This is a genomic window from Limoniibacter endophyticus (assembly GCF_014652835.1).
Taxonomy (GTDB): domain Bacteria; phylum Pseudomonadota; class Alphaproteobacteria; order Rhizobiales; family Rhizobiaceae; genus Limoniibacter; species Limoniibacter endophyticus.
The window spans coordinates 43044-68244 of sequence record NZ_BMZO01000006.1; the positions used below are offsets into that span (position 1 = coordinate 43044).

General features: G+C 57.4%; 24 protein-coding genes. 15 read left to right on the forward strand and 9 right to left on the reverse strand.

Annotated elements, in window-relative coordinates:
- Positions 1-13: 13 nt before the first annotated feature.
- The 4 genes from IE151_RS09720 to IE151_RS09735 all read right to left on the reverse strand — a co-directional run bounded on the left by IE151_RS09720 (position 14) and on the right by IE151_RS09735 (position 2951).
- On the reverse strand, positions 14-319 hold the full coding sequence (locus tag IE151_RS09720; RefSeq protein WP_189489819.1) for an alkylphosphonate utilization protein: 306 nt from the start codon (positions 317-319) through the stop codon (positions 14-16).
- A gap of 119 nt (positions 320-438) precedes the next feature.
- On the reverse strand, positions 439-1422 hold the full coding sequence (locus IE151_RS09725) for a quinone oxidoreductase family protein (RefSeq protein ID WP_189489820.1): 984 nt from the start codon (positions 1420-1422) through the stop codon (positions 439-441).
- A 106-nt stretch (positions 1423-1528) separates the two neighbouring features.
- Positions 1529-2422, reverse strand: coding sequence for a LysR family transcriptional regulator (locus tag IE151_RS09730; protein ID WP_189489821.1), 894 nt, complete (start codon positions 2420-2422; stop codon positions 1529-1531).
- 61 nt (positions 2423-2483) lie between these two features.
- Positions 2484-2951: an Lrp/AsnC family transcriptional regulator gene (locus tag IE151_RS09735; protein WP_189489822.1), complete on the reverse strand. Its 468-nt coding sequence runs from the start codon at positions 2949-2951 to the stop codon at positions 2484-2486.
- Positions 2952-3071: 120 nt separating this feature from the next.
- On the opposite strand from IE151_RS09735, the gene IE151_RS09740 reads away from it, so the two are divergent.
- The 11 genes from IE151_RS09740 to ehuA all read left to right on the forward strand — a co-directional run bounded on the left by IE151_RS09740 (position 3072) and on the right by ehuA (position 15000).
- Positions 3072-4550 (forward strand): NAD-dependent succinate-semialdehyde dehydrogenase, encoded by a 1479-nt coding sequence (locus IE151_RS09740; RefSeq protein ID WP_189489823.1) that lies wholly within the window; start codon positions 3072-3074, stop codon positions 4548-4550.
- An 11-nt stretch (positions 4551-4561) separates the two neighbouring features.
- A complete protein-coding gene (locus IE151_RS09745; protein ID WP_189489824.1) occupies positions 4562-5965 on the forward strand; it encodes an aspartate aminotransferase family protein in 1404 nt (467 codons plus the stop codon).
- Between the two features lie 177 nt (positions 5966-6142).
- Positions 6143-7591: a MocR-like ectoine utilization transcription factor EhuR gene (ehuR, locus tag IE151_RS09750; RefSeq protein WP_189489825.1), complete on the forward strand. Its 1449-nt coding sequence runs from the start codon at positions 6143-6145 to the stop codon at positions 7589-7591.
- A gap of 66 nt (positions 7592-7657) precedes the next feature.
- Positions 7658-8677, forward strand: a complete 1020-nt coding sequence (gene eutB, locus IE151_RS09755) for a hydroxyectoine utilization dehydratase EutB (protein WP_189489826.1) — start codon at positions 7658-7660, stop codon at positions 8675-8677.
- Complete coding sequence (eutC, locus tag IE151_RS09760; protein WP_189489827.1) at positions 8674-9687, forward strand: ectoine utilization protein EutC; 1014 nt, start codon at positions 8674-8676, stop codon at positions 9685-9687. The genes eutB and eutC overlap by 4 nt, the downstream gene beginning before the upstream one ends.
- The gene (doeA, locus tag IE151_RS09765; RefSeq protein ID WP_189489828.1) at positions 9684-10862 is read left to right on the forward strand and encodes an ectoine hydrolase DoeA; all 1179 of its coding nucleotides are present in this window, start codon (positions 9684-9686) and stop codon (positions 10860-10862) included. Before eutC ends, doeA begins: the two co-directional genes overlap by 4 nt.
- Before the next feature lie 5 nt (positions 10863-10867).
- Entirely contained in the window at positions 10868-11881 is a 1014-nt protein-coding gene (doeB, locus tag IE151_RS09770; protein ID WP_189489829.1) for a N(2)-acetyl-L-2,4-diaminobutanoate deacetylase DoeB, read from the forward strand.
- Positions 11882-11945: 64 nt separating this feature from the next.
- Positions 11946-12797 (forward strand): ectoine/hydroxyectoine ABC transporter substrate-binding protein EhuB, encoded by an 852-nt coding sequence (gene ehuB / locus IE151_RS09775; RefSeq protein ID WP_189489830.1) that lies wholly within the window; start codon positions 11946-11948, stop codon positions 12795-12797.
- A 57-nt stretch (positions 12798-12854) separates the two neighbouring features.
- On the forward strand, positions 12855-13520 hold the full coding sequence (ehuC, locus tag IE151_RS09780) for an ectoine/hydroxyectoine ABC transporter permease subunit EhuC (protein ID WP_189489831.1): 666 nt from the start codon (positions 12855-12857) through the stop codon (positions 13518-13520).
- A gap of 11 nt (positions 13521-13531) precedes the next feature.
- The gene (gene ehuD / locus IE151_RS09785) at positions 13532-14224 is read left to right on the forward strand and encodes an ectoine/hydroxyectoine ABC transporter permease subunit EhuD (protein WP_189489832.1); all 693 of its coding nucleotides are present in this window, start codon (positions 13532-13534) and stop codon (positions 14222-14224) included.
- On the forward strand, positions 14221-15000 hold the full coding sequence (gene ehuA, locus IE151_RS09790) for an ectoine/hydroxyectoine ABC transporter ATP-binding protein EhuA (protein ID WP_189489833.1): 780 nt from the start codon (positions 14221-14223) through the stop codon (positions 14998-15000). Before ehuD ends, ehuA begins: the two co-directional genes overlap by 4 nt.
- Here the strand turns inward: ehuA and IE151_RS17965 are convergent, their stop codons facing one another.
- Genes IE151_RS17965 through IE151_RS09810 form a run of 4 tightly spaced genes read right to left on the reverse strand, consistent with a single transcriptional unit; the run spans position 15001 to position 19595 of the window.
- Complete coding sequence (locus IE151_RS17965) at positions 15001-15396, reverse strand: Zn-ribbon domain-containing OB-fold protein (protein WP_189489834.1); 396 nt, start codon at positions 15394-15396, stop codon at positions 15001-15003.
- Positions 15393-16565 carry a thiolase family protein gene (locus IE151_RS09800; protein WP_189489835.1) on the reverse strand — a complete coding sequence of 391 codons (1173 nt, stop codon included), beginning with the start codon at positions 16563-16565 and terminating at the stop codon, positions 15393-15395. Before IE151_RS09800 ends, IE151_RS17965 begins: the two co-directional genes overlap by 4 nt.
- Before the next feature lie 4 nt (positions 16566-16569).
- The gene (locus IE151_RS09805; protein ID WP_189489836.1) at positions 16570-17916 is read right to left on the reverse strand and encodes an MFS transporter; all 1347 of its coding nucleotides are present in this window, start codon (positions 17914-17916) and stop codon (positions 16570-16572) included.
- Positions 17917-17966: 50 nt separating this feature from the next.
- Entirely contained in the window at positions 17967-19595 is a 1629-nt protein-coding gene (locus IE151_RS09810) for an ATP-dependent acyl-CoA ligase (protein ID WP_210310884.1), read from the reverse strand.
- A gap of 181 nt (positions 19596-19776) precedes the next feature.
- Here IE151_RS09810 and IE151_RS09815 point away from each other — a divergent pair, with 181 nt between their 5' ends.
- From IE151_RS09815 to IE151_RS09830, 4 genes are all read left to right on the forward strand, one after another.
- Positions 19777-20691: a LysR family transcriptional regulator gene (locus IE151_RS09815; RefSeq protein ID WP_189489837.1), complete on the forward strand. Its 915-nt coding sequence runs from the start codon at positions 19777-19779 to the stop codon at positions 20689-20691.
- Between the two features lie 174 nt (positions 20692-20865).
- On the forward strand, positions 20866-21654 hold the full coding sequence (locus tag IE151_RS09820; protein WP_189489838.1) for a cyclase family protein: 789 nt from the start codon (positions 20866-20868) through the stop codon (positions 21652-21654).
- A 67-nt stretch (positions 21655-21721) separates the two neighbouring features.
- The gene (locus tag IE151_RS09825; RefSeq protein ID WP_189489839.1) at positions 21722-23311 is read left to right on the forward strand and encodes a phytoene desaturase family protein; all 1590 of its coding nucleotides are present in this window, start codon (positions 21722-21724) and stop codon (positions 23309-23311) included.
- Between the two features lie 18 nt (positions 23312-23329).
- The gene (locus tag IE151_RS09830) at positions 23330-23839 is read left to right on the forward strand and encodes a MarR family winged helix-turn-helix transcriptional regulator (RefSeq protein ID WP_189489840.1); all 510 of its coding nucleotides are present in this window, start codon (positions 23330-23332) and stop codon (positions 23837-23839) included.
- Between the two features lie 36 nt (positions 23840-23875).
- Here the strand turns inward: IE151_RS09830 and IE151_RS09835 are convergent, their stop codons facing one another.
- Positions 23876-25186: an MFS transporter gene (locus tag IE151_RS09835; RefSeq protein WP_244636691.1), complete on the reverse strand. Its 1311-nt coding sequence runs from the start codon at positions 25184-25186 to the stop codon at positions 23876-23878.
- Between the last annotated feature and the right edge of the window lie 15 nt (positions 25187-25201).

Sequence of the window (25201 nt, forward strand, 5' to 3'; positions counted from 1 at the left end):
TCCGCACTTCGAATCAGCGCTTGCGCACGAACTCGGTACGCAAGACCAGTCCCTTGATGGCGTCGTGACGGCAGTCGACTTCTTCGGGATTGTCGGTCAGCCGGATCGTCTTGATGACGGTGCCCTGCTTGAGCGTCTGTCCCGCGCCCTTGACCTTCAGGTCTTTGATCAGCACGACGGAATCGCCATCGGCAAGAAGATTTCCCGACGCATCGCGGACTTCCGCCCCTTTAGCCTTTTCAGCAGCAAGTTCGGAAGCGGGGCGCCATTCGCCGGTGGCTTCATCATATACATAATCGTCGTCGTTCAGGTCGCTCATCTGTTTTTCCTTTTCTGGAAGACCTCGAACGATCTCCACGCAGGAATGCATCTATCTTGGAAAGCCATAGAGATCAAATAGCGCAGCAGATCCGCCACCCCGTCCGTTCGAAGAGAAGGCTATGGTACCAGAACGATCGAGCCTGTGGTTTTGCCCGACTCCAGATCGCGTTGCGCCTGTGCTGCGTCCTTCAGGTGGTAGACAGTGGGCTCTACGACGCGAATATTCTTATCAAGGATCAGGGAGAACAGGCTTTCCGCCGCAGCCTCGAGTTCATCTTTCCTGGCGGTGTAATGCGCGATGGATGGGCGCGTCAGGAACAAGGAGCCGCGAGTGCCGAGTTGTCCTATGTCGAGCGGAGGCACACCTCCGGATGCGCTTCCGAAACTTACCATGATCCCACGGGGCTGAAGACAGTCCAGAGATTTGTAGAACGTGTCGCCACCGATTCCATCATAGGCTGCCGAAACACCTTTGCCGTCAGTGACCTCCTTCACGCGCTCGACAAAATCCTCTTCGGTGTAGACGACCGGATATGCGCAGCCATTGGCCTTTGCGATTTCGGCTTTTTGCCGCGAGCTAACGGTTCCTATTACCGTCGCACCAATATGTTGGAGCCATTGACATGCGATGCTGCCTACGCCACCGGCGGCGGCCTGCCAAAGGACGACGTCACCCGGCTTCACTATATGGCAGCGACGTATGAGATACTCGACGGTGAGGCCTTTAAAGGTCAAGCTTGCTGCGGTTTGTGTGCTAATTCCGTCCGGAAGCCTTACCACTCGGGCCGCCGCGATGTGACGGACTGTTGCATATCCGCCGGGCGTACCGCCAACATAGACTACCCTGTCTCCGCGACGGAGTCCGTCCACTCCCTCCCCCACAGCTTCAATGACGCCCGCACCCTCGACGCCGATGCCGCTAGGCAATGGCAGTGGAAACGCCCCCGTGCGGTGGTAGATATCTATGAAATTGAGGCCGATCGCTTCCTGCCGGATTTGCACTTGTCCAGCCGCAGGCGTGTCGAGCTCATACTCCTCAAACTTGAGGACATTCGCATCGCCCGTCCTGTCGAATTTGTAGGCCAAAGCTGTCGTCGCCATTATCAATGCTCTCCCAGGAAATTAGCTGGTGGAACTATGGCGGAGGCAACCGGTCCCTGCCCATGAACAAATATGAAGAACCATTCTTCATATTTGTCAGAAGGTATCACGCCGACAAGAGCTCTGCCTGTGCGGATGCGATCATATCGCCCAGATAGTCTGCGACTGCGCGAACTCGTGCAAATTCATGCGATGCAGCTTGCTGTAGCATCCATATGTCCGTCACGAGTGGGGGGTGCTCGTCCATCACCCGCATCAAGCCTTGTTTTCTTGCAATGAAGGCTGGAAGGACAGCGATGCCGAATCCCGCTTTGGCTGCGGCGAGCTGGCTGCCCATCGTGTGCGTGCGAACGCTGTAGAGTGCATCGCCCGACCGGCTCTCAAGCCATCGCGCCATCGGCAGATAGGCAAGCTCCGTTTCCCATCCGATGAGACGGTGCCCTGCATGCAGCCGGGAAATGGCGGTGTGATCATGTCGAGCCAGATATTCTGCCGAACAATATAATCCAAGCGCGATTTCTCCGAGCTTGCGGATGGTATAGTCGCCATTTTCGGGGCGAACCAGACGAATGAGTATATCTGCCTCGCCTTTGGACAGGCGTGTGGAGCGGACGTCCGCAATAAACTCAAAAGCGAGATCCGGATGCGCCATGTGAAAGGCTGCAAGCCGTGGCATGATCAGGTGCTGGCCGAGGATTTCCGGCGTTTGAAGCCTTACGGTGCCTTGAACAGCGTCTGTTGCCGCTGCGGTATTCCTCTCGATCCACTGTAACTGGGCCTCTGCCTGCTCCGCGGGTTCGACCAGCGCCTTTCCCGAGTCCGTGAGAACGTAGCCGTCGTTACGACGACTGAAGAGTGCCGTTCCAAGAGCATCCTCCATCGCGCCGATGCGGCGCGTCACCGTTGCCTGACTCACCTGTAATTTGATCGCCGCTTCAGTAATTCGGCGGGTACGGGCAACGGCCAAAAAGAACCTAAGGTCATTCCAGTCGAACTTCATGCAGCAAAGCCCATGTTCGGTCGCGAAGCGTCTGGAGAAGCCGGAAGATGCCGGGCTTCCTCTAAAGATCCAAGGGAAATGCGAACCCCGCCTTCACGCGGTCCATCACCACCATCGTCTTGAAGCCTTTGATGTCGTGATTTTCGTAGAAGAAACGACGCGTGAAGGCTTCATAATCTTCCATGTCCTTAGCAGTGATGACGAGGATGAAGTCGGCGTCTCCGGTCACATAGTAGCCGATCATCACTTCTTTGGTGGCGCGGATCGCTGCCTTGAATCGATCGACAATATCGGCCCGTTCGCGCTCCAGCGAAACAAGCACGATCATGGTGATGCTCCGACCTACGGCTTTTGGTGAAACGATCGAAACGTCTGCTTCGATCACGCCTTCCTCGCGCAGTCGTTTCAATCGTCGCTGGCAGGCCGTTGGCGAGAGATTGACCGTTTGCGCCAGCTCTTCCGAGGTCAGGCGGTTGTTCTTCTGGACGGCTTCAAGCAGCGCCCTGTCTGCCCTATCAAGCATAATCATGCAGGAATCCTGCACCAAATTGGCAAACAATGCAAATTTTCTGCGTTGACGTCGTAATCAATGCTGCCACCTGATCATGCGGGCCAGATAATCTGCTTGTAAACCCATCTGGAGTCTCTCATGCAAGGCATCGCATCTGCCGCCCTTGAAAAGCTGGCCCGGCCCGATCTGCTCGAGCGGCGTGCCTTTCTGAACGGAACCTGGGCTGCGCGCGACAGGACGCTGAGTGTCGTTGATCCGGCGTCGAACGAGCATCTGGTTGAGGTTGCGGCCTGCACGCTTGAAGATGCCGACGCGGCCGTCGATTTCGCGAGAAGCGCGTTTTTCGACTGGCGCGACAGATTGCCTGCCGAGCGTGGCCATATTCTGCGCAACTGGGCTGGCCTCATGCGTATCAATGCTCAGGATCTCGCTGTCATCATGACAGCCGAGCAGGGAAAACCGCTGGCAGAATCGCTGGGTGAAATCTCCTACGCGGCCAATTTCCTCGACTGGTTCGCCGCCGAAGGTGAACGTGCCTATGGAGAGACCATTCCAAGCCACCTGCCCGGCAGTCGTCTTTCCGTACAGATGCAGCCGCTTGGCGTTGCCGTGGCGATCACTCCCTGGAACTTCCCTTCGGCCATGATCACCCGCAAGGCGGGTGCGGCTCTCGCTGCCGGTTGCACCATGATTGTAAAGCCGGCGCCCGAAACGCCGCTCTCTGCGCTTGCTCTGGCGAAGCTCGCTCAGGAAGCCGGTATGCCGGCGGGGGTTTTTCAGGTTCTGACGGGCGAAGCCGCTCCTTTGGCCCGCCGTCTTCTGGAGCACACGGAAGTGCGCGCTTTCTCCTTTACCGGTTCGACGGAAGTGGGGCGCATTTTGCTCACGCAATCGGCCGCGACTATAAAAAAAGCATCGCTGGAACTGGGTGGTCATGCGCCTTTCATCGTCTTCGACGACTATGATCTTGCGAAAGCGGTCAATGGCTGCATGGGCGCGAAATTCGCGACATCGGGTCAGGATTGCCTTGCCGCCAATCGGATCTATGTCCAGCGCGGACTTTATGATCGCTTTGTCCACCAGTTCGCCGAGGCGGCGTCCAGCCTTGCCGTCGGTCATGGTCTTGAGCCGGGTATCGACATCGGACCCATGACGCGGCCGTCAGTGGCCGAGAAATGCCGTCAGCAGATTGCACAGGCCTTGTCTGCGGGTGCGCGTCTGGCTTGCGGCGGACAAGACAGTCCGCTTGGCGGCAATTTCGTCACCCCGACCATCCTGGCCGACGTGACGGAAGATATGCTCATCGCGCGTGAGGAAACTTTCGGGCCGGTCGCCGCAGTTCTTCCCTTCGATGATGAAAGCGAAGTGCTTGCGCGCGCCAACGCCACCGAGATGGGACTGGCAGCCTATCTCTACACGAATGATCTTGGACGCGCGATGCGTCTTACTGACCGGCTCGAATACGGCATGGTCGCCGTCAATACTCCCAAATTTACCGGCGCGCCGATTCCGTTCGGCGGATGGAAGCAATCCGGCCTTGGCCGGGAAGGCTCCCGCCACGGTCTTCTGGAATATCTCGAAGCAAAATACGTTTGCTTCGGCAATCTCGCTGCATGAAAGGATTATCCATGACCCTCAACCTTAACCAGATCGCGGAGATGGATCGGAATTCGGTTCTGCATCCCTTCACGCAGCTCAAGGATTTTGCCACCGGCAAGATGGGAGATCCGACTATCGTTGAAACGGGCAAAGGCATCCGCATCCAGGACGCGCATGGCAAGCAGTTGATCGATGGGTTCGCTGGCCTCTACTGTGTGAATGTCGGCTATGGACGCACGGAAGTTGCTGAGGCGATTTCCCGTCAGGCCTATCGCCTCGCCTATTATCATTCCTATGCTGCCCATACAACGGACGAACTCGCCATTCTTTCAGACCGACTGGTGAAGATGGCACCGGGCAAGATGAGCAAGGTTTTTTACGGCATGTCGGGTTCGGATGCCAACGAAACGCAAGCGAAGCTGGTCTGGTATTACAGCAATCTGCGCGGCAAGCCGAACAAGAAGAAGATCATTTCGCGGGAGCGCGGCTATCATGGCTGCAGCGTCGTTTCCGGCTCCATGACCGGCATGAGTTTCTATCATGATCACATGGATTTGCCGCGTGCGGGGATTTTGCATACTGGTGCACCGCATCATTACTGGGGAGCGGAAGCAGGCGAAACCGAACTGGAATTTTCCAGACGCCGTGCTGGCGAACTTGAAACGCTGATCGTGCGCGAAGACCCGGATACGATCGGTGCCTTCATCGCGGAGCCGGTACTCGGAACCGGGGGTATCACCCCTCCCCCGCAAGCTTATTGGGAAGAAATCCAGAAGGTCCTGAAGAAGTACGACATTCTTCTTATCGCCGACGAAGTTATTACCGGCTTTGGCCGGACCGGCTCCATGTTTGGCTCGCAACACTATGGAATCGAGCCTGATCTTATCACCGTCGCCAAAGGCCTGACCTCCGCCTATTTTCCGCTTTCAGGTGCCATAGTCGGCGAAAAAGTCTACAAAGTGCTGGAAGAAGGCGCGGATCGCGTCGGTGCCTTCTCGCATGGCTACACCTATTCCGGCCATCCAATTGGCGCGGCTGCCGCCAATGCTGTGCTCGACATTGTTGAGAAGGAGGATCTGCCTGGCAATGCGCGCGAAGTCGGCACTTATTTCCAGGAGCAGCTGAAGGCAAAGTTTGCCCAGCTTCCGATCGTTGGCGAAGTGCGTGGTGTTGGTCTGATGGGGGCAATCGAATTCGTAGCGGATCGCGAAAAGAAGACGCGCTTTGCCCCCGGTCTTGCTGTCGGCGCACGCGTTTCCAAAGCGGCGCGCAACGGTGGCCTCATCGCTCGCGCCATGCCGCATGGTGATATTCTAGGCTTCGCACCGCCCCTCGTTACGACGAAGGAAGAGGTTGATGAGATTATCGCCATCGCGGAAGCTGCGGTGCGATCCGTGATGGACGAACTGGTCCAGGCTGGCGAAAAGGTTTGATGCAAGCGGCGCCGGCGGGTTTTCCAGCCGCCGGTAACTGCCTGGTTCAAAGGCATAATGGCGGCAATTATGTGCATTTCGGATGCACTTGCCGCGGATGCTGCATAACGCTTCATCTTTTGCGATGAAGCGTGCATAATGTCATGAAATTATCGTCCCGAAGAACGAGACAATTTCATGCGTCGTCAAGCCAATCCCCTCGCGCTCGATCCGATACCTGCGACAAAGCCGGTGGAGTGGCGACCGAAGCTTGCCCGGCAGAAAGGCGCAACCAAGCACGCAGCGCTCACCGAACGCATCATCGCCGATATCGATGCCGGCATACTCAAGCCTACGGATCGCATGCCTACGCATCGCGATCTGGCGCGCGAGCTTGGTCTTTCTGTCCAGACTGTCAGCCTTTCCTACAAAGAGGCGGAGCGGCTTGGCTACTTGAGCGGTGAAATCGGCCGCGGTACTTTCGTCAAGGCGCGCGTGACGGACCGCGCGGGCCGTATGATGCTCGACCACAGTCCTAATGAAGTGCTCGACCTTTCGATCATTCGCGGGGTCTATCTCGACGCACATGAAAATGCGTCACGGGAGATTTTCCGGGAAATGGCAGAAGGTGATGTCGCGGGTTTCATGCGACCTTGCCGTCCGATTGCGGGACTTGATCGGCATCGCGAGACAGCAAGAACCTGGTTGCGCGGACTTGGCGTTGCAGCCGGAGCCGAGCGAATCCTGGTTACCAATGGCGCCGCACACGCGATCTTTCTCGCACTAAGCTGCATAATCCGCTCCGGTGACGTTGTTCTATGCGAGAATCTCACGGATCATGGAATTATTGGGCTTTCCAATATTCTGGGCTTTAGCTTGAAGGGCTTACCCACGGATAATGAAGGTCTTTTGCCCGATGCGCTGGAGGCTGCATGTGCGGCTGGCGGCGTACGGGCTCTCGTTCTTATCCCAACGCTCAATAATCCTACCGGCCATGTCGCCGGAGCCGCGCGCAGACGGGAAATAGCAGCGATTGCAGATCGTTACGGCGTTTTCGTTATAGAAGATGAGGTTTACCGGCCAATAATCGAAGAAGATCTGCCGTCAATAAGCGAAATGCTGCCTGATCTAGGCTTCTTCGTTACCAGTTTCACAAAAGCGGTCTTGACCGGCTTGCGCGTCGGCTATCTCGTCGTGCCACCGGCCTATTCCATTCGCGCAGCCTCCATTCTGCGCGTGTCGAGTTGGAGCGGTACCTATCTCGCAGCGGAAATCGCAACCCGTTGGGTGGAAGATGGCACTGCGCTCCGGCTGCTTGATATCCAGCGAGATGAGGCGCGTGCGCGTCAGTCGATCGCGACCGAAATCCTCGGTGATCATATTGCATCCAGTCACCCGCTGTCCCTGTGTGCCTGGCTCAAGGTTCCTGCACATTGGACGGAAGAAGGTCTGGTGCGCTCGCTTGCGAACCAGAATATCGCGGTCACTCCGTCCGAACCCTTCATTGCAGGGCCGGCCCACGGAGGAGGCATTCGCATATGTCTGGGAGGGCGCATGAGCCATGCGAGCCTTACCAAGGCCCTCATCACCGTGCATCAGGCTTTTGAGCAATTGCCGCCAGTCTATGACATAGGCTCGATCGGTTAGGCTGCACACGACAATCATTGAATCATGACAATATAATAATTGACATGATTTTGGTTCGCTCTCAACATGACAATCATGAAGAGCAAAGTCGCGCCCGGATCATTCGAAGAAACCATGCTGCCCCTAATGCTGGCAGATGTCGAGCAGGCTGCGGCTCGCATCGAGGGGCATGTTACGCGTACGCCGCTCGTATGTTCGAGTTCACTTTCCGCGTTTTCCAATCAACCCGTTTATCTCAAGCTTGAAACGCGTCAGCCGATCGGTGCTTTCAAGCTGCGCGGTGCGATGAATGCAATCCTTTCCCTTGATGAAGCGGCGCGCAAACGCGGCCTCGTTACCGCTTCGACCGGTAATCACGGCCGCGCGGTTGCCTATGCTGCGCGCGAGCTAGGCCTTCCGGCTACGATCTGCATGTCGGCATTGGTGCCCGCTAACAAGGTTGAGGCAATTCGTGCCCTTGGTGCCGAAATCCGCATCGTTGGATCCTCGCAGGATGATGCTCAGGAAGAGGTTGAGCGTCTTGTCGCCAGCCGCGGCCTTGTTGCAATCCCGCCGTTCGACAATATCAATGTCGCCGCCGGTCAAGGGACGATCGGCTTGGAAATTCTTGAAGACCTGCCTGAGCTTTCGACAGTGCTCATTCCCCTTTCCGGTGGCGGTCTGGCAGGCGGTATCGCGGTTGCTATCAAGGCGCTGATGCCGCAGACGCGCATCATAGGCATTTCGATGGCTCGCGGTGCAGCCATGCATGCGGCGGTTGTCGCCGGCAGGCCCGTGGCCATCCGCGAAGAAGAAACCCTGGCGGATTCGCTTGGTGGCGGTATCGGCCTGCAAAACCGTGTGACTTTCGCCCTCTGTCGCAGTCTGATCGACGAGATCGTCCTGCTTGCCGAGGATGAGATTGCAGCCGGCATTCGCCACGCGGCGCGAGAGGAAAGCGAAACCGTCGAAGGGGCTGGCGCCGTCGGTATTGCCGCAATCCTTGCAAAAAAAGTCAGTCTGACCGGTCCGTCTGTGATTATCGTTTCGGGTGGCAATATCGATCCCGAAATCCATAAAACTATCGTCGATGGAGTTGTCGCATGAGCCGCGTCAGCATTCTGCTGGAAAAAGATCTTCGTGCCATCGTCAAGCTCGATAGTTCAGCGGTCGATTGTGTCGAACAAGCATTTGCTGCGCTCGCAACCGAATCCGTCGCGATGCCGCCGATCCTGCGCCTCGATATTCCTGAATATCGTGGTGAAGTGGACGTCAAGACCGCGTATGTGCCTGGCTTCGACGGCTTCGCTATCAAGATCAGCCCCGGCTTTTTCGACAATCCCAAGCTTGGGCTGCCGAGCCTCAACGGGCTGATGATCCTCTTCAGCGCCAAGACCGGCCTGGTCCAGTCGCTCCTGCTCGACAATGGCTATCTTACCGATGTGCGTACGGCAGCTGCCGGGGCCGTTGCGGCCCGCCACCTGGCGCGCGAAGATGCTTCCGCTGCGGCAATTTTCGGTGCCGGTGTACAGGCGCGGCTGCAACTCGAGGCGTTGATGCTTGTGCGTCCGATCAAGTCCGCCCGAATTTGGGCGCGCGATCACGCCAAGGCGCAGCAGCTTGCGAGGGTCATGGCACAGGAACACGGCCTCGACATCGTTGCAAAGGCCGATCCCGGCGAGGCGGTGCGCGGCGCGGATATCATCGTGACGACCACCCCTGCCGAAAAGCCTATCCTGAAGGCCGAGTGGCTGGAACCCGGACAGCATCTGACAGCGATGGGTTCGGATGCCGAGCACAAGAACGAGATTGAGCCTGCCGTTTTTGCCCGCACAATCTACGTTGCCGACCGTACCACGCAAACCCGCATCCTGGGAGAATTGCATCATGCCATCAAGGCAGGTGCAGTTATGCCCGATCAGTCATTTGCTGAAATTGGCGCGGTCATTGCCGGAAAGGCGCCGGGGAGAACGAGCGCCGATGAAATCACCTTTGCCGATCTCACCGGCACAGGCGTACAGGACACGGCTATTGCCAATCTGGCGCTCGCCCGCGCAAGAGACGCAAATAGCGGCCAAACAATTGATAATGAAATCAAAATGGGAGATGCAGCGTGAGCGTGACGCTGAACTTTACGCGCGAAGAATATGCGACGCGCCTCGCCAAGACCCGACAGGCCATGGAAAAAGCCGGGATTGATCTTCTGATTGTTACCGATCCGTCCAATATGCACTGGCTCACGGGCTACGACGGCTGGTCCTTCTATGTGCATCAATGCGTCGTGGTGCCGCCAAGCGGCGAGCCGATCTGGTACGGGCGCAAGCAGGACGCCAACGGCGCGAAGCGTACGGCCTATATCGAGCATGACAATATTATCGGCTATCCGGATCATTATGTGCAATCCATCGAGCGTCACCCGATGGATCTGCTGTCGCAGATTATCGATGACCGCCGATGGTCGGGCCATACGGTGGGCGTGGAAATGGATAATTACTATTTCTCCGCTGCCGCCTTTGCCTCCCTCCAGCGGCATCTGCCGAACGCGCGGTTCAAGGATGCTGCGGGTCTGGTCAATTGGCAACGGGCCGTCAAGAGTCCGACCGAACTCGATTATATGCGCAAGGCAGGCAAGATCGTCGAGCTTATGCATAAGCGCATAGTCGATGTCATCGAACCTGGTATGCGCAAATGCGATCTCGTGGCCGAAATTTATGATGCCGGTATTCGTGGCACACCGGAATTTGGCGGCGATTATCCTGCAATCGTGCCGCTGCTGCCATCGGGCGCAGATGCTTCTGCGCCGCATCTGACGTGGGACGACAAGCCGATGCAGCTTGGCGAAGGCACGTTCTTCGAAATCGCGGGCGCCTACAAGCGCTATCACTGCCCGCTGTCGCGAACCGTCTTCCTGGGCCAGCCGACGCAAGCCTTCATCGACGCGGAAAAGGCGACGCTTGAGGGCATGGAAGCTGGGCTTTCTGCTGCCAAGCCCGGCAATACGTGCGAAGACATAGCCAATGCATTCTTCGCGATCCTGAAGAAATATGGGATCATCAAGGACAATCGCACCGGTTATCCCATCGGTTCATCCTATCCGCCGGATTGGGGCGAGCGCACCATGAGCTTGCGTCCCGGAGACCGCACCGAGCTGAAGCCCGGCATGACCTTCCATTTCATGACCGGCCTGTGGCTTGAGGATATGGGGCTGGAGATCACCGAAAGCATCGCGATCACGGAGACGGGCGTCGAATGCCTGTCTAATGTGCCGCGCCAGCTCTTCGTGAAGGGTTGACGCCCATGCTCACGAATGCGCCTCGCCCCTCGCCTATAGCCCCTTCCGTCGATTTTGATGCGAAGGGCGTGCAGCATGGTCATTTGCGCCTGCCCTACAGTCGCGATGACAGCGCGTGGGGCTCGGTGATGATCCCGATCTGCGTCATCGCCAATGGCGATGGCCCGACCGCGCTTTTTACCGGTGCCAATCACGGCGACGAATATGAAGGCCCGGCGGCACTTTTCGAACTGGCTCAGACGTTGGAGCCATCGGAGGTGAGCGGGCGCATCATCATCGTGCCCGCTTTGAATTATCCGGCATTCCGGGCTGGTACACGGACCTCCCCTATTGACCGAGGCAATTTGAACCGGAGTTTTCCGGGACGTCCGGACGGCACGGTGACAGAAAAGATTGCCGATTATGTCACACGGCACCTGATCCCGCTGGCCGATGTCGTGCTCGACTTCCATTCGGGTGGCAAGACACTCGACTTCTTGCCCTACGCGGCCGCGCACGAACTGCCGGACAAGAAGCAGGAAGCACGGTGCTTTGACGCGGTGGCAGCATTTTCGGCCCCCTACTCGATGAAAATGCTGGAGATTGACGCCGTGGGGATGCTCGATACGACGGCAGAGGAGATGGGAAAGGTCTTCGTAACCACCGAACTTGGCGGTGCGGGCACGGCCAGCGCAAAATCCATCGATATTGCGCGCAAAGGCTGCCTCAACCTCTTGCGTCACGTAGGCATTCTCGGGGGCAGGCCTGAGCTTCAGCCGAGCCACTGGCTGGACATGCCGTCAAGCGACTGCTTCACTTTTGCCGAAGATGACGGGCTGATCGCCTTTGCGCGTGATCTTGGTGATCCGATCAAGGCAGGGGAAATCATTGCCCGGGTCTATCCCCTGGGCAGGACGGGGGGTGCACCCGTCGAATATCGCGCGGGCATGGATGGCGTCCTCGCAGCGCGCCACGTGCCCGGCCTGATTCAGGCCGGTGACTGCCTTTCGGTCATAGCGATGATTACGGAGACAAACTGACCTGAACAACGACGTGAGATCCGAAAACGGACCGCGAAGAACACTAACCAGAGGAGAATTCAAAATGCGCATATCGAAAATCGCCGGGCTTTCCGCCCTTGCGCTCACCATCGGCATCACGTCCGCCAGCGCTCTGACCCTGGAAGAGGTCAAGGAACAGGGTTACATCCGAGCTGCAACCGCCAACGAGGTTCCCTACTCGTATATGCAGCCGGACGGCACTTCCGCAGGCATAGGACCCGACGTGGCCAACGCCGTGCTCAAATCAATGGGCGTTGAAGAGGTCACCTGGACCGTGACGCCGTTCGGTACCCTTATCCCGGGTCTAAAGGCGCGCCGCTTCGACTTTGCCGCGGCTGAGCAGAACATCTCACCGGAACGCTGCAAGCAGGTTGCTTTTACGGAGCCGAACTCTTCCTATGGGGAAGGCCTTCTGGTGAAGAAGGGCAACCCGAAGGGGCTGACCACATACGCCGATATCGCCAAGGATGCGTCGCTTAAGGTTGCCGTGGTTTCGGGCGCAAACAATGTGGACTTTCTGCGCGCCGTCGGCGTCAAGGATGAGCAGATCGTCTTTATCCCCGCCAACGCCGACGCTATTCCAACCGTTCAGAGCCGCGTCGATGCATATGCGGCGACTGAGCTGACGGTTTCTGAGCTCGCCAAGGGCCAGGAAAACGTCGAACAGGTGCAGCCCTTCACCGATCCGGTCGTCGACGGTGCGCCCGTCCGCAATTATGGCGGCTTTGCCTTCCGCCCGGAGGACAAGGAACTGCGCGACGCCTTCAACGCCGCTCTTGTCGAGTTCCGCAAGACCGATGAGTACAAGGCCATCCTCGGCAAGTACGGCCTTTCTGAACAGAGTATCGTTGCGGCTGCCGAAAAGAACGTCGCCGATCTTTGCGCCGGCAAGTAACGGCAGAAGGCGCTCGGCCTGCGTCGGGCGCCATTCAATAACTCGGGAGACTTCCGGATGGACTGGACAGCCTACCTGCCAATGCTCTGGCAAGGCGCCGTCGTCACCATGACGATCACCCTCGCGTCGATCACTATTGGCGCGGTGCTTGCCTTTGTGTTCGGCGTTCTTCGCGTCGAGGGCGGCCCGATCCTTTCGGCTATAGCCCTCTGCTATACGGAAGTGTTTCGTGGTACTTCGCTGCTCGTTCAGCTTTTCTGGTTCTACTACGCGCTGCCACTGGTCGGCCTGAGCTTTGATCCGATCACCACGGGCGTTCTGGTTCTGGCCGCCCATGCAGGGGGGTATGGCGCGGAGATTGTGCGGGGCGCTCTTTCGTCCGTTTCCGTGCAGCAACTGGAAGCGGCGCGCGCCTTGAATTTCAACAGGTTCCAGACCTTGTTTCGCATTTCATTGCCGCAGGCGATCGTAGAGATGATGCCCGCGTTCGGCAATCTCACCATTGAAACGCTGAAGCTTTCGTCACTGGTTTCCCTGATTTCGATTGCCGATCTGACTTTCGCGGCCCAATCGATCCGCAACATCACGCTGGATAGCGCCAGCATCTATACGGTGACGCTGCTTTGTTACTTCGCCATGTCGCTGGTGCTGATGGTGGCAATCCGTCTGGTCGAACGCTTTGTGCGACGCGGCAACGCCTTTCCCCGCGCGGCTCATTCATAAGGATTTTTGTCATGATGTATGGCTATGAATGGGACACCACGACCTGGCTAACCTATGCGACCTCGATCTTGCCGATTATCCTCATTGGCCTGACCGTTACTCTGAAAGCTGCCGCCGCGGGTTTCGCCATCGCACTGGTGCTGGGACTCGTTTTTGCGCTGCTGCGCCGCAGCCGCGTCAAGGCCGTTTCCTGGACGACTGCCGTTGTCGTCGAATTCCTGCGCGATACGCCGCTTCTGGTGCAGCTGTTCTTTCTCTACTATGTGCTGCCGGATTTCGGCGTCGTGCTGCCTGCATTTCTTACGGGCGCTCTCGCGCTCGGTTTGCAATATGCTGCCTATACCTCGGAAGTCTATCGCGGTGGCATCGAGGCGGTGCCGCGCGGTCAATGGGAAGCTGCAACGGCGCTTAACCTGACGCGCATGCAGACTTACCGCGACGTTGTAATTCCGCAGGCGGTTCCGCGCATCGTGCCAGCCATGGGCAATTACCTCGTTGCGATGATCAAGGAGACGCCGGTGCTTTCGGTCGTGACTGTTCTTGAGATGATGGGGCTAGCAAACATGATTGGCGAACGCACCTTCGAATATCTCGTGCCGCTGACGCTCGTCGGCGTGATCTTCCTCCTCCTGACGCTGATCTGCTCGGCCGGCCTTCACCGCCTGCAGAAAGTTCTTCCAAAAGCAGGAATACCTTTGCGATGACCGATAATAATAATCAGCCTATCATCGAGTTTTCCAATGTCACCAAGCGCTTCGGGGCGTTGACGGTTCTCGACGATTTCAATTTCAGCGTTGCGAAGGGTGAAAAGGTGACCCTGATCGGACCATCCGGTTCGGGAAAATCAACCGTCCTGCGAATATTGATGACGCTTGAACCGTTCCAGGAAGGAAAGCTGACGCTCGCGGGTACGTCCTATCAGCAGCCGAACGGAAAAGGCGCATTTCGTGCGTCGGAGAAACATTTGCGACAAATCCGCAATCATGTCGGGATGGTCTTTCAGAGTTTCAATCTGTTCCCGCATATGACCGTGTTGCGCAATGTGGTGGAAGCGCCCGTGCGGGTTCTGGGTATTGCGCGTGCCGAGGCGGAGGATCGGGCCCTTGATCTGCTTAAAATGGTGGGGCTGCACGACAAGAAGGATCATTATCCTTCGCAGCTTTCCGGCGGCCAGCAGCAACGCGTAGCGATTGCACGTGCTCTCGCCATGCGCCCGAGCGTTCTTCTGTTTGACGAGCCGACTTCGGCGCTCGATCCGCAACTGGTGGGAGAAGTGCTTTCCGTCATTCGCGGGCTGGCCCATGAGCATGATCTGACCATGCTGCTCGTGACGCACGAAATGCGTTTCGCGCGTGAAGTCTCGGACCGCGTGTGCTTTTTTGACAAGGGGCGCATCTGCGAACAAGGTGCACCGGACGATATGTTCGGCTCTCCCCAAGAAGCGCGCACAAAAGAATTTCTGTCTTCCATCCTGGGATGATCAGGGAACCGTAGCGGTTGCGAAAAATACGCCTCGCCCGGCGGCGTCTCGCCGGATTGACAAGTGGACCTTCGTGCCGGGTTCTATACCTTTCGCAAGGAAGCAGACGATAATGGGTCCGCAATCGAGCTTTGCGAGACCAGTTTCTACCGGTCCATGTTCCAGGAAATAGGGTTCGGCGCTGACGCGGGTTAGAGTCCGGGCAAGGATGCTTCCACTAGCGGACGTGTCCGTCCAATCCAGCGCACTCGAAAGGCAGTTCACGCAAACTTCGCGCGCCGGGTACAGAAATGTTTGGCATTCGCGACATTTCTGTAATGCGAACCTTTTTTCATCGGCCAGCGTGTCGAACATTGTTGCAAGCTGGCTTCGGGCCTCAGGCGGAAGATCACTCATGCTCCGGCTCCCTCCAGAATAGCTGCGCCGGAACAAAGGCCGCGATCGTAATTGATCATGCCGAAACCGGAGACGAGCCCGCGGCGCGCATTCTTAACCTGATTTTCTGCAGCTGACGCGGTAAGTTGCCGAAGTGCCTCGACTATGCCGAGATGGCCTCCCGCCGCGCCTGCCTGTCCTACCGAAAGCTGACCGCCAGACGTGTTATGCGGAAAATCGCCATATATCGTTAAATCATGCGAGCGCACGAAGTCCTTGGCCTCTCCCTTCCCGCAGAAGCCCAGATCTTCGAACTGCATCATAACGATAACCGGATAATCATCGTAGGTTTGAACGAGATCGATGTCCCCAGGCCGGCATGAGGCCATCGCCCACAATTCATCGCGATCCATCGCCCACCCACCCTTTTCCTGAACAGGATCGTTGGGGAAGGCATTGTGTCGTTCGATCGCGGAGCGCAGATGCACATATTTCAGTCCTTGAGCCTTGGCGGTTTCTTCACGCATGACAAGGAAAGCTTCGGCTCCAGCACAGGGCATAACACAGTCGAAAAGGCAGACAGGGTCGGAGATCATGCGTGAACCGAGATAATCATCCAGGCTCAATCGCTTTTTCATCAGCGCGTGCGGGTAGAGAAGAGCGTTAGCCCGTTGCGACACGCTGATCTTCCCAAAATCCTCACGGGTCGCTCCAAACTTGCGCATGTAATGATCGGTGAGAAAGGCAAAGCTGCCATTCGGCCCCGCGGCGCCATAAGGGTAGACCGCGTCCTGTGAAAATCGCGAGAAGTTGCGCAAAAGATTGCGAAACCCGTCGCGCGGGTTAGTGTCTCCCGCGACACAGGCGATGATGTGGGCATCGCCGGACTGTACGGCACGTGCAGCCCGTCGCAGACTAACGATGCCGCTTGCTCCGCCCATAGGGACATGATCAAGCCAGCGCGGCGAGAAACCGAAATGCTGAGTCAGGCCGACCGCATTGTCTGGCGCGAGAGAAAAGCTAGCGACGGCCAGACCGTCAATCGCAGATTTTTCCAGAAGTGAAGCATCCAGAACGCCACGCAAGGCGCGGCCGATCCAGTGATGGGCTGCCCGATCAGAAAAGCGTTCGTATGGGACAGTGACGGGCGTGGTGAGAACCACGCCCTCATAGTTGCAACGCCGTGCCATAAATTCAGACGACCCTTTCGACTGGCGTTGTCTGCGGTGTTGCCGCGCCCGAAGCCGTTTCCTTGGAACAGAGCACGGCAATCACCGAAATCAGGCCAAGTCCCGCAAGGAATAGCGAGATAGGCCAGGAGGCCTGGAAGCCGGCGAGTAATGCCGTGGCAATAAGCGGTGACATGCCGCCTGCGAAAACCGAAGCAATCTCGTGCCCAAGGGCCACACCGGTATAACGCACGTCCGGATCGAACAATTCGGAGAAGAAGGCAGGCATGGTTCCGACCATTGCGGCATGGCAAACGGCGTTGCCGAGCAGGAAGGCAATCAGGATCATCGGCGTCGAAAGCGTATCGATGAGCCAGAAGAATGGGAACGCTACGCAGATGATACCGACTGCTCCGAACATGAAGACGGGACGCCGACCGATCTTGTCCGACAGATGACCGAAGAAAACCATTGAGCCGAGGGCAACCGTCATGGAGAGCATGACGCCCAGCAACATGGTACCCTGATCCGCGCCAGCAAATTTGCCGTAGGCAAGTGCAAAGGCCAGGAATATATAGGAGCCGCCATTTTCCGCCACACGCAGTCCCATGGCAAGCAGCACCTCGCGCGGGTGACGGCGCAGCACTTCCTTCAAAGGCAGATGCGGCTTTTCATCCGTTTTTTCAGTTTGAGCCTGCTTGAATTCTGCGCTGTCGGGAAGGTTGTAGCGAATATAGATTCCCAGAGCGAAGATCACGATGCTGATAAGGAACGGTACACGCCAGCCCCAGCTCATGAAGGCTTCATGCGGAAGCAGTTGGGCGAGGTAGAAAGCTCCCGCCGAAAGAACGAAACCGGCGGCAACGCCTACCTGGCTCCAGGCGGAGTAAAGGCCGCGTTGTTCCGGCGGGGCGTTTTCGCTGATGATGAGGACACCGCCGCCCCATTCGCCACCCGCGGCGATTCCTTGCAAGAGGCGCAGAAGAACAAGCAACGCCGGTGCCCATATGCCGATCTGTTCATAGGTTGGCAGAAGGCCGATGGCAAAGGTTGCGGCTCCCATGATGCTGAGCGTTAGCACAAGAGCATACTTGCGACCGAGTCGATCGCCCAGATGGCCGAATACAATGCCGCCGAACGGACGTGCGGCGAAGCCGACTGCAAAACCTGCGAACGCCGCCAGCGTACCGGTTAACGGATCGGTGCCAGCCGGAAAGAACAGCTGACTGAAAACCAGAGCTGCTGCCGTGCCGTATAGAAAAAAATCGTACCATTCGAGGGCGTTGCCTGCGACCGAAGCGGCGACGATTTTACGCATTTGCGCTTTGGAGGGCCGCTTGTGGCTTATTGGATCATGCGTAGAGACAGACATGGTTGTTCCCCTTGTTAGGATTTTCTGTCCGGGCAGGTTGTTGTTGCGCATCAGCGCTTGACGACATACCCCGCGGCTTCACGGTCCCAGGTTGCTTCCCCTACACCCTTGTCCCGCAGCTTGTATTTCTGCACCTTGCCGTTCTCTGTCGTCGGTAACGCGGTTGCGAAATCGACATATCTGGGAACGGCGAAGTACGGCATGCGCGGCTGGCAGTAATCGAGGAGTTCTTCGGGCGTCAGCCGTGCTTTTTCCTGAAGCACGACGGCGACCATGACCTCATCCTCCGCCAGTTCCGATTGCACCGGGAAGACCGCCGCATTGGCGACTGCCGGATGGCTTGTAATGACTTGTTCAACCTCGAAGGAGGAGATGTTCTCGCCGCGACGGCGGATGGCGTCCTTCATTCGATCGAGAAAGCGGAATCCGCCGCAGGCTTCCCGGATGACCCGGTCCCCCGAGTGGAACCAGAGATTCCGCCATGCTTCCACGGTCTTGTCGGCCATCCCAAAATAGCCGGTAGCAAAAGCGAAAGGTTCATCGGCACGCATAATAAGCTCGCCCGGAGTGCCATCCGGCACCTCATTGTCATGCTCGTCTACGACCTTGGCCTGAAAACCGGGACGGACACGCCCCATGAAGCCCGGTCGCTGATCGGCCAGCGTGGCACCAATAGTGAAATTGGTTTCGGTCGATCCGTAGCCGTCGATCAAGCCGATACCGAAACGCTTCTGGAAAATCTCTCGAAATTGCACTGGCACGCCAGGCGCCAGAGCAATACGGGTCTTGTGCGCTCGCTCATCATCGGACGGAGGGCGTGACAAAAGCATTGGGACCATGGCGCCAAGCAGATAGCTTATTGTCGCGCCATGGCGCTTCAACGCCGCCGTATATCCTGACACGGAAAACCGCTGGCCGACCACGAGGGTCGAGCCGGTCAAAAGTGCCTGATAGAAACTGTTGAGCGCATTGGTATGGAACAATGGCAAGCAGCTGTAGAGAACGTCGCCCTCGCGCATCTCCAGCAGCGATGCCGTATGCACACCCCACCAGAAATATTGTGCCTGCGGACAGCAAACCCCCTTTGAGAGGCCGGTCGTTCCGGAGGTATAGAGGATCGCCACAGTGTCGCCGGGCTGGCTTTGATGAGGATCGGCAGCTTCATTGCCAAGCACGAATGGTGCGACCTGGAGGTCTGGCAAGGTCACCGAACGCCCATTGCCGATGAGCCAGACTTTTTCCAGAGCCAGTCCTGCCCGATCCAAGGGTTCCAGGACATGCACAAGATCGGCCTCTATGGCGATGAGTCTGGCACCGCAATTATCGAGAATATGCCGGAGCTGTGCGCCGCGCGAGGCAACATTGATCGGCACGGCGATCACTCCTGCCCAGGCGCAGCCGAGATAAAGCTGCAAGAATTCCACGCGGTTGGAGCATAGTAGCGCAACGCGGTCGCCAGGGCGGACGCCTGCCTGGTGCAGCGCTGCGGCACTCCGTGCAGCAATCGCACAGGCTTCTCTATAACTGATGGTATGGTCATCAAAGGTCAGGAGTGTTCGGTCCCCGAACAATAGAGCCTGCCGCTGAAGCATGACCGGCAAAGTGCGCTGCGGGGGTGGAAATGCCGAAATCAGCTTGGAATCAAGCGCTTTGCCCTCGTTCATCGATGAAAAATTCATTCTGCTGCCTCTTCATGGAAGGCAGTTTTCCTTTCATTCGGCCGCATTGGTGCGCGAAGGCGTATCATGCGAAATTCCCCGTTTATATCCTTTTCCCGGGACGATAGGACCGAAAGAAAGGGCCGGCAAACAACTATGGCGCCACTTGCTATAGCTTTTGGTTATGGGCAGGATGGTCGCCATGGCTCTCGAGATCAGACAGTTAAGACACTTCAGCGCGGTGGCGCATCTTGCAAGTTTCAGCGCGGCCGCGAAGGAGTTGAACCTGACACAGCCGGCCCTGAGCAAAAGTGTGCGGATGCTGGAGGAAAGTATCGGCGTCACGCTCTTTGAGCGCGGGCCAAGCGGCGTGACGTTGACGATTTTTGGCGAGCGGCTGAAAAATTATGCCGATCTCATGCTGACGCTTTCGAGCGAGGCTATCGACGAAATCGACGCCTTGCGCGGGGTCAGGCGCGGCTCGCTACGAATCGGTTGTGTGGCAGCGGTGCTGCGGGCCGTGATGCCCAATGCGGTGACCAGCTTTCTTGAAAGGCATCCAGGTGTCGACATTGTGGTGAGCGAGGGGCTCAATGATACGCTGCTCGACCTGCTGCATGGCGGGCGTCTCGATCTGGCTGTGACGCTGCGCCCTTCAGGCGCGCTCAATCCCGACCTCGAATATGTTAATCTGCTGGAAGAACCGCTGCTGCTCGTCTGCGGTCAAAATCACCCGCTGGCAGGCGAGACGAGAGTTTCGCTCTCTCACCTCGTCCCCTATGGCTGGGTCGTGCCGCCACGCCCTGATCCTGATCGGTTGAGACTGGATGCGCTTTTCGTCAATGGAGGTCTTCCAAAGCCGCGCATGGCGGTGGAAACAACGTCCGTCGTCTTTCAGTCGGCGATGTTGAATGCGACCGATAATCTCAGTTACCTGACGCAATCCAGCCTCCACGCGCAAAAACATGCGGGTGCTGAGCTCTCCGCATTGCCGCTGGATGTGCCGACGTGGATGCGGACGACATGCGCCACCTATCGCCGTCAAAGCGTTGCACGGCCCACTGTCAATGCCTTCCTCCGTCACTGTGCCGAAATTTGCGCGAAGATGACGGCTTGAGAAGAGGGAAGCATTCGTTCGCATAGAGGACGCAACCATATCTCCGCCTGTTTTTGAGAGGTTTCGGGATAAAAGTTGCATTCTCATATTTTTATTTCTAGCATTCTTCCAGGTCTTGCGCAGACGGAGAGGAACCGTGAACGTAAGACGAAAGCAACGTTCAGGGGAATTTCCATGACATCCGCAAATGCGCTCGCAAATCTTGCCTCAGCCCTTGTTTCCGGTTCGGTGAAGGTGGTTGATCTTTCCGCATCGCTTGGTCCGGACACGCCGGTATTGTACCTGCCGCCGCAGTTCGGCAAGAACACACCGAAGGTCAAGGTTCACACCATTTCCGAGTATGATGAGAATGGTCCCTTCTGGGCCTGGAACTGGTTGGAACTGGGCGAACATACCGGAACGCATTTCGACGCGCCGAGCCACTGGATTACGGGCAAGGACAATCCGCAGAACACTACGGATACCATTCCGCCACAAAACTTTGTTGCGCCCGTCAATGTCATCGACCGTTCGAGCGAGGCGACTGCCGATCCGGATTATCTCCTTACTGTCGAAAGCATCAAGGAATGGGAAGCGCAGAACGGCGAGATAGAAGCGGGAAGCTGGGTTTTGCTTCGCTCCGATTGGTATAAGCGCAATGGCTCGACTGAAACTTTTTTGAACGCTGACGAGAATGGACCGCATTCGCCCGGGCCAACGGCAGAAGCCATCGAATATCTGCTGACCAAAGGAATTATTGGCTGGGGCACGGAAACGGTGGGTACGGACGCCGGCGCTGCCGGCGGCATGACCCCCCCTTTCCCCGCGCATAACCTGATGCACAAGGCAAATAAATACGGCCTCGCCAGCTTGTGTAATCTCGATCAGCTTCCGGCCAAGGGAGCTGTCCTGATTGCCGCGCCACTCAAATTCGTCAAGGGAACTGGTTCCCCGGTCCGTGCGATGGCTCTGGTGCCTGCCTGACCTCCTTTCCGCTGAGCGAAAATAGCGATGGCGCGGAGGCGGCATCGCCCTCATCAGGGGAAAAGCGATGGCGAGCTTCGATTATGTGATTATCGGCAGCGGCATCAATGCGCTTGTTGCGGCGGCCACGTTGGGCAAGAAGGGGCATAAAGTTCTTGTCCTTGAGCGCAATTCGACAGCGGGCGGATGCCTGCTGACGGAGGAGATGACCGATCCGGGCTTCGTCCACGACGTTATGGCCACGACGATGGTTCTCTTTCTGACGTCGCCCGCTTATGCGCATCTGGCTGATGATCTCGCCGCCAGAGGACTTGAATTCGCCCATTGCCCAACGCCGACAGGAGTCCTGAGACCTGACGGTTCCCATATTATCTTCACGAAAACCAGAAGCAGCAATGTCGATCGTTTCGACGCGCATGCAGATGGCGATGGTGCCGCCTTTGCAGAGGCAATGGCGGAGATGGAAAGGGATGCTCCTCTTGTCTTTTCTCTGCTCGGTGGGCGGTTATGGTCTGCGGCAACGGCCAAGACCATCGCAAGAGAAGTCTTCAGACGCGGCCCCCGCGGTCTTGCATCCTTCATAGGCAAGGCCCTTTCGCCCGCCCGTGGCTATCTGGAGACGGCCTATAGTTCGCCCACCACACAGGCGCTCTGGGCGCCATGGGTTCTTCACTGCGGCTTGAACCCGGAAAGCGCTTATTCCGCGCAAATGCTCAAGGTCATAGCTTTCGCCATCGAGCAGGCAGGTTGTCCGATCGTCAAAGGCGGCGCGCGAAATCTTGTTGCTGCCTTTGAGAGACTGATCCGCGATATGGGTGGCGAAATCCGGACCGGGAGCGATGTCGTTTCCATTTTGGCGGGGACAGGAAGAAAAGCAGCAGGCGTGTCCCTGCGTAATGGAACGCGTGTCTTCGCGCGTCGTGGTGTCATCGCCAGCACTACGCCGAACGCATTGTACGGCGATCTTCTCAAAGACTGGCCGGAGGCGCAGGCGCCCGAGATTGTCAAGGAGCTCAAGTCGTATCGATATGGAAAGGGCAATATGCAGATGCATTATGCCTTGTCGCGTCCGCCCGTCTGGAAATCGGGGGAGGCTTTGGCAAATGTCGCGCTCCTGCACCTTTCAGACGGAATAGATGCCGTTTCCCGTGCCTGCAACGAGGCAGAGCGCGGTCTTTTGCCTGCAGAGCCCACGATTTGTGTCGGACAGCCGGTCTCATTCGATTCGACAAGGGCGCCCGAAGGCAAAGCTATTCTATGGCTGCAGATGCCGGAAATGCCGCGGCACGTGAAAGGTGATGCGGCAGGGGAAATTGAATTGTTGCCGGAGGACGGCTGGACGCCGGATCTCCGCGAAGCCTATGCGGATCGCGTCCACGCCATACTTTCGCGCCATATAGATAATTTCGACGAGATCGTCCTTGCCCGTAAGACCTACTCTCCTTCCGACCTGAACGCGCTCAATATCAATCTGCTGGGCGGCGACCCCTATGGCGGGTCCAGCGTACTCGACCAGTTTTTCTTGTGGCGGCCGTTCAAGTCCTCGATTAATCATCGCACCAGGATTGCGAAATTATATCACATTGGTGCCTCGACCCATCCGGGGCCGGGACTGGGCGGAGGATCGGGTTTTCTTCTTGCCTCTGGTTTAAGATAGTGAAGAACGGGAGACGTAATGTCGGATCGATTTTCGGGCGTGGTGCTGCGGCCTGCCAAGGACAGCGAAACACCGGTCCGTCCGACTATGGGCGAGATTGGGCTTAACCACTTTGCACCCTATCTCATGAACCGCGTCATAGCGCGGTGGAACGCCAATCTGGCAGATGAACTTCGCGCGCAGGACATCACGACCGCCAAGATGCGTGCGTTGGCGGTGTTGAGCGTGTCGTCGTCGATGACTATCAACGAACTTGCGGTTTTTGCGGTTACTGAACAATCGACCATGAGCCGGACCCTGGATTCGCTTGAAGAGCAGGGTTTCATCCGCAGGGTGCCTCGCGCAGAAGACATGCGCGTGCGCGACGTGTCTCTCACAGAAGAGGGTCGCGCCGCGTTCGAGCAAGCATGGCCTGTCATGTATGACTCATTTCTGCGTATGTTCGATGGCGTCGATGAAGACGAGTATAGAGCTTTCACTGCAACGCTGCACAAAATCCTGCTGAACATTCGCAAACATGCAATTTGAAGGAGCTGGCCGCGCTTTTAGCGGCCAGCCGGCGCTTTAGGCTTTTCGTGGAATAAGTGCAGTTGCGAAGGCTGCAATAAGCGCGATGACGGCGAATATGTAGAAATTCCAATTTGGATTAACCTCTAGGCTGGCAATATAGCCACCTAGCAGAGGGCCCAGAAGAGCACCGATGCGCGAAAAGCTGAGTGCCCAACCGGTTCCCGTTGCACGAGCCTGTGGTGATAGATAGGAGGCTAGGTAGCCGGTCAATATCAGGGATGCGGAGACGGTGCCGAAGCCTGCTACTGCTACCACGAGATAGTTGAACCAGATCGAACCCTGGATGGAGAGAGCGGCAATGCCCACCGCACCGAGCAGGTAGGAAAGTGTGACTGTGAGACGCACGCCGAACTTGTCGGCCCATTGCCCGAGAACAATACCGCCAATTGCAGACGTAAAGGAAAAGACCGCCAGGAACAGAAGGCTGTTGCCGAGATCGTAGCCTGCGCTACGCATGATCTGCGGCAACCACTGTGCAAGCCCGTAGACCAGAAGCAGTCCCATGAAAAGCGCGACCCAGAAACAGGCGGTGGCGAAGGCGTTTTCTCTTGAAAAAATTTCACGCAACACAGCGCGCCAGCTCGGGACTTCCATCTTCTCCGTTGCCTTGGCAGGCACGGTAATACCGAAGCGTTCCGCCGTGGACCGGGCTTTTCCCGTGCGCCTGCGGCGGACGAGGAAATCCAGAGATTCCGGCAATAGCGCCATCATCACGGGCAGAAGCAGCAACGGAAAGGCGCCGATCAGAACGACCGGCCGCCAGCCATGCTCTTCAAGCATGCCGCGTCCCACCAGGGCGGAAGCCAGGATACCCAGGGAATAGCCGGAATACATGAGGCCGTAGTTAAAGCTCTTCCTCGACGATGGCGAATACTCGATCGTTAGGGCAGCTGCTACCGGAATGATCCCGCCGAGGCCAAGGCCGGCGACGAAGCGGCTTATGCCGAAGATTGTGGGAGTTGGCGCAGATGCCGCAATCACCATGCAGATACCGAAAAGCGCGAGGCAGAAGAGAAACATCGGTTTTCTGCCATAGAGATCGCTCAGCGTTCCTATCGCGATGCCGCCGAGTAACATGCCGAAGACGGTATAGGCACCGAATGCGCCAAGCTGCATGGGAGTAAGCGACCAGTTCTCATAAGTGCTGAGCGACGGCAATACGGCACCCAGCACCCCAACATCATACCCCTCGGCAAAAATCGCCAGCCAGCAGAGAAAAACGACGATCAGACTTTTCTTGTGTGAAACTTCCGTCGTCTGTGTTTCGGGAGCAGCCATGCTCCTCCCATGAACTGCATCAGTCATCCCATTCCCCATTAA

Excerpts from the sequence above, each read along its gene's own strand:
- IE151_RS09720 (WP_189489819.1), bottom strand. The coding sequence starts at position 319 with ATGAGCGACCTGAACGACGACGATTATGTATATGATGAAGCCACCGGC.
- IE151_RS09725 (WP_189489820.1), bottom strand. The coding sequence starts at position 1,422 with ATGGCGACGACAGCTTTGGCCTACAAATTCGACAGGACGGGCGATGCG.
- IE151_RS09730 (WP_189489821.1), bottom strand. The coding sequence starts at position 2,422 with ATGAAGTTCGACTGGAATGACCTTAGGTTCTTTTTGGCCGTTGCCCGT.
- IE151_RS09735 (WP_189489822.1), bottom strand. The coding sequence starts at position 2,951 with ATGATTATGCTTGATAGGGCAGACAGGGCGCTGCTTGAAGCCGTCCAG.
- IE151_RS09740 (WP_189489823.1), top strand. The coding sequence starts at position 3,072 with ATGCAAGGCATCGCATCTGCCGCCCTTGAAAAGCTGGCCCGGCCCGAT.
- IE151_RS09745 (WP_189489824.1), top strand. The coding sequence starts at position 4,562 with ATGACCCTCAACCTTAACCAGATCGCGGAGATGGATCGGAATTCGGTT.
- ehuR (WP_189489825.1), top strand. The coding sequence starts at position 6,143 with ATGCGTCGTCAAGCCAATCCCCTCGCGCTCGATCCGATACCTGCGACA.
- eutB (WP_189489826.1), top strand. The coding sequence starts at position 7,658 with ATGACAATCATGAAGAGCAAAGTCGCGCCCGGATCATTCGAAGAAACC.
- eutC (WP_189489827.1), top strand. The coding sequence starts at position 8,674 with ATGAGCCGCGTCAGCATTCTGCTGGAAAAAGATCTTCGTGCCATCGTC.
- doeB (WP_189489829.1), top strand. The coding sequence starts at position 10,868 with ATGCTCACGAATGCGCCTCGCCCCTCGCCTATAGCCCCTTCCGTCGAT.
- ehuB (WP_189489830.1), top strand. The coding sequence starts at position 11,946 with ATGCGCATATCGAAAATCGCCGGGCTTTCCGCCCTTGCGCTCACCATC.
- ehuC (WP_189489831.1), top strand. The coding sequence starts at position 12,855 with ATGGACTGGACAGCCTACCTGCCAATGCTCTGGCAAGGCGCCGTCGTC.
- ehuD (WP_189489832.1), top strand. The coding sequence starts at position 13,532 with ATGATGTATGGCTATGAATGGGACACCACGACCTGGCTAACCTATGCG.
- ehuA (WP_189489833.1), top strand. The coding sequence starts at position 14,221 with ATGACCGATAATAATAATCAGCCTATCATCGAGTTTTCCAATGTCACC.
- IE151_RS17965 (WP_189489834.1), bottom strand. The coding sequence starts at position 15,396 with ATGAGTGATCTTCCGCCTGAGGCCCGAAGCCAGCTTGCAACAATGTTC.
- IE151_RS09800 (WP_189489835.1), bottom strand. The coding sequence starts at position 16,565 with ATGGCACGGCGTTGCAACTATGAGGGCGTGGTTCTCACCACGCCCGTC.
- IE151_RS09805 (WP_189489836.1), bottom strand. The coding sequence starts at position 17,916 with ATGTCTGTCTCTACGCATGATCCAATAAGCCACAAGCGGCCCTCCAAA.
- IE151_RS09810 (WP_210310884.1), bottom strand. The coding sequence starts at position 19,595 with ATGAATTTTTCATCGATGAACGAGGGCAAAGCGCTTGATTCCAAGCTG.
- IE151_RS09815 (WP_189489837.1), top strand. The coding sequence starts at position 19,777 with ATGGCTCTCGAGATCAGACAGTTAAGACACTTCAGCGCGGTGGCGCAT.
- IE151_RS09820 (WP_189489838.1), top strand. The coding sequence starts at position 20,866 with ATGACATCCGCAAATGCGCTCGCAAATCTTGCCTCAGCCCTTGTTTCC.
- IE151_RS09825 (WP_189489839.1), top strand. The coding sequence starts at position 21,722 with ATGGCGAGCTTCGATTATGTGATTATCGGCAGCGGCATCAATGCGCTT.
- IE151_RS09830 (WP_189489840.1), top strand. The coding sequence starts at position 23,330 with ATGTCGGATCGATTTTCGGGCGTGGTGCTGCGGCCTGCCAAGGACAGC.
- IE151_RS09835 (WP_244636691.1), bottom strand. The coding sequence starts at position 25,186 with ATGACTGATGCAGTTCATGGGAGGAGCATGGCTGCTCCCGAAACACAG.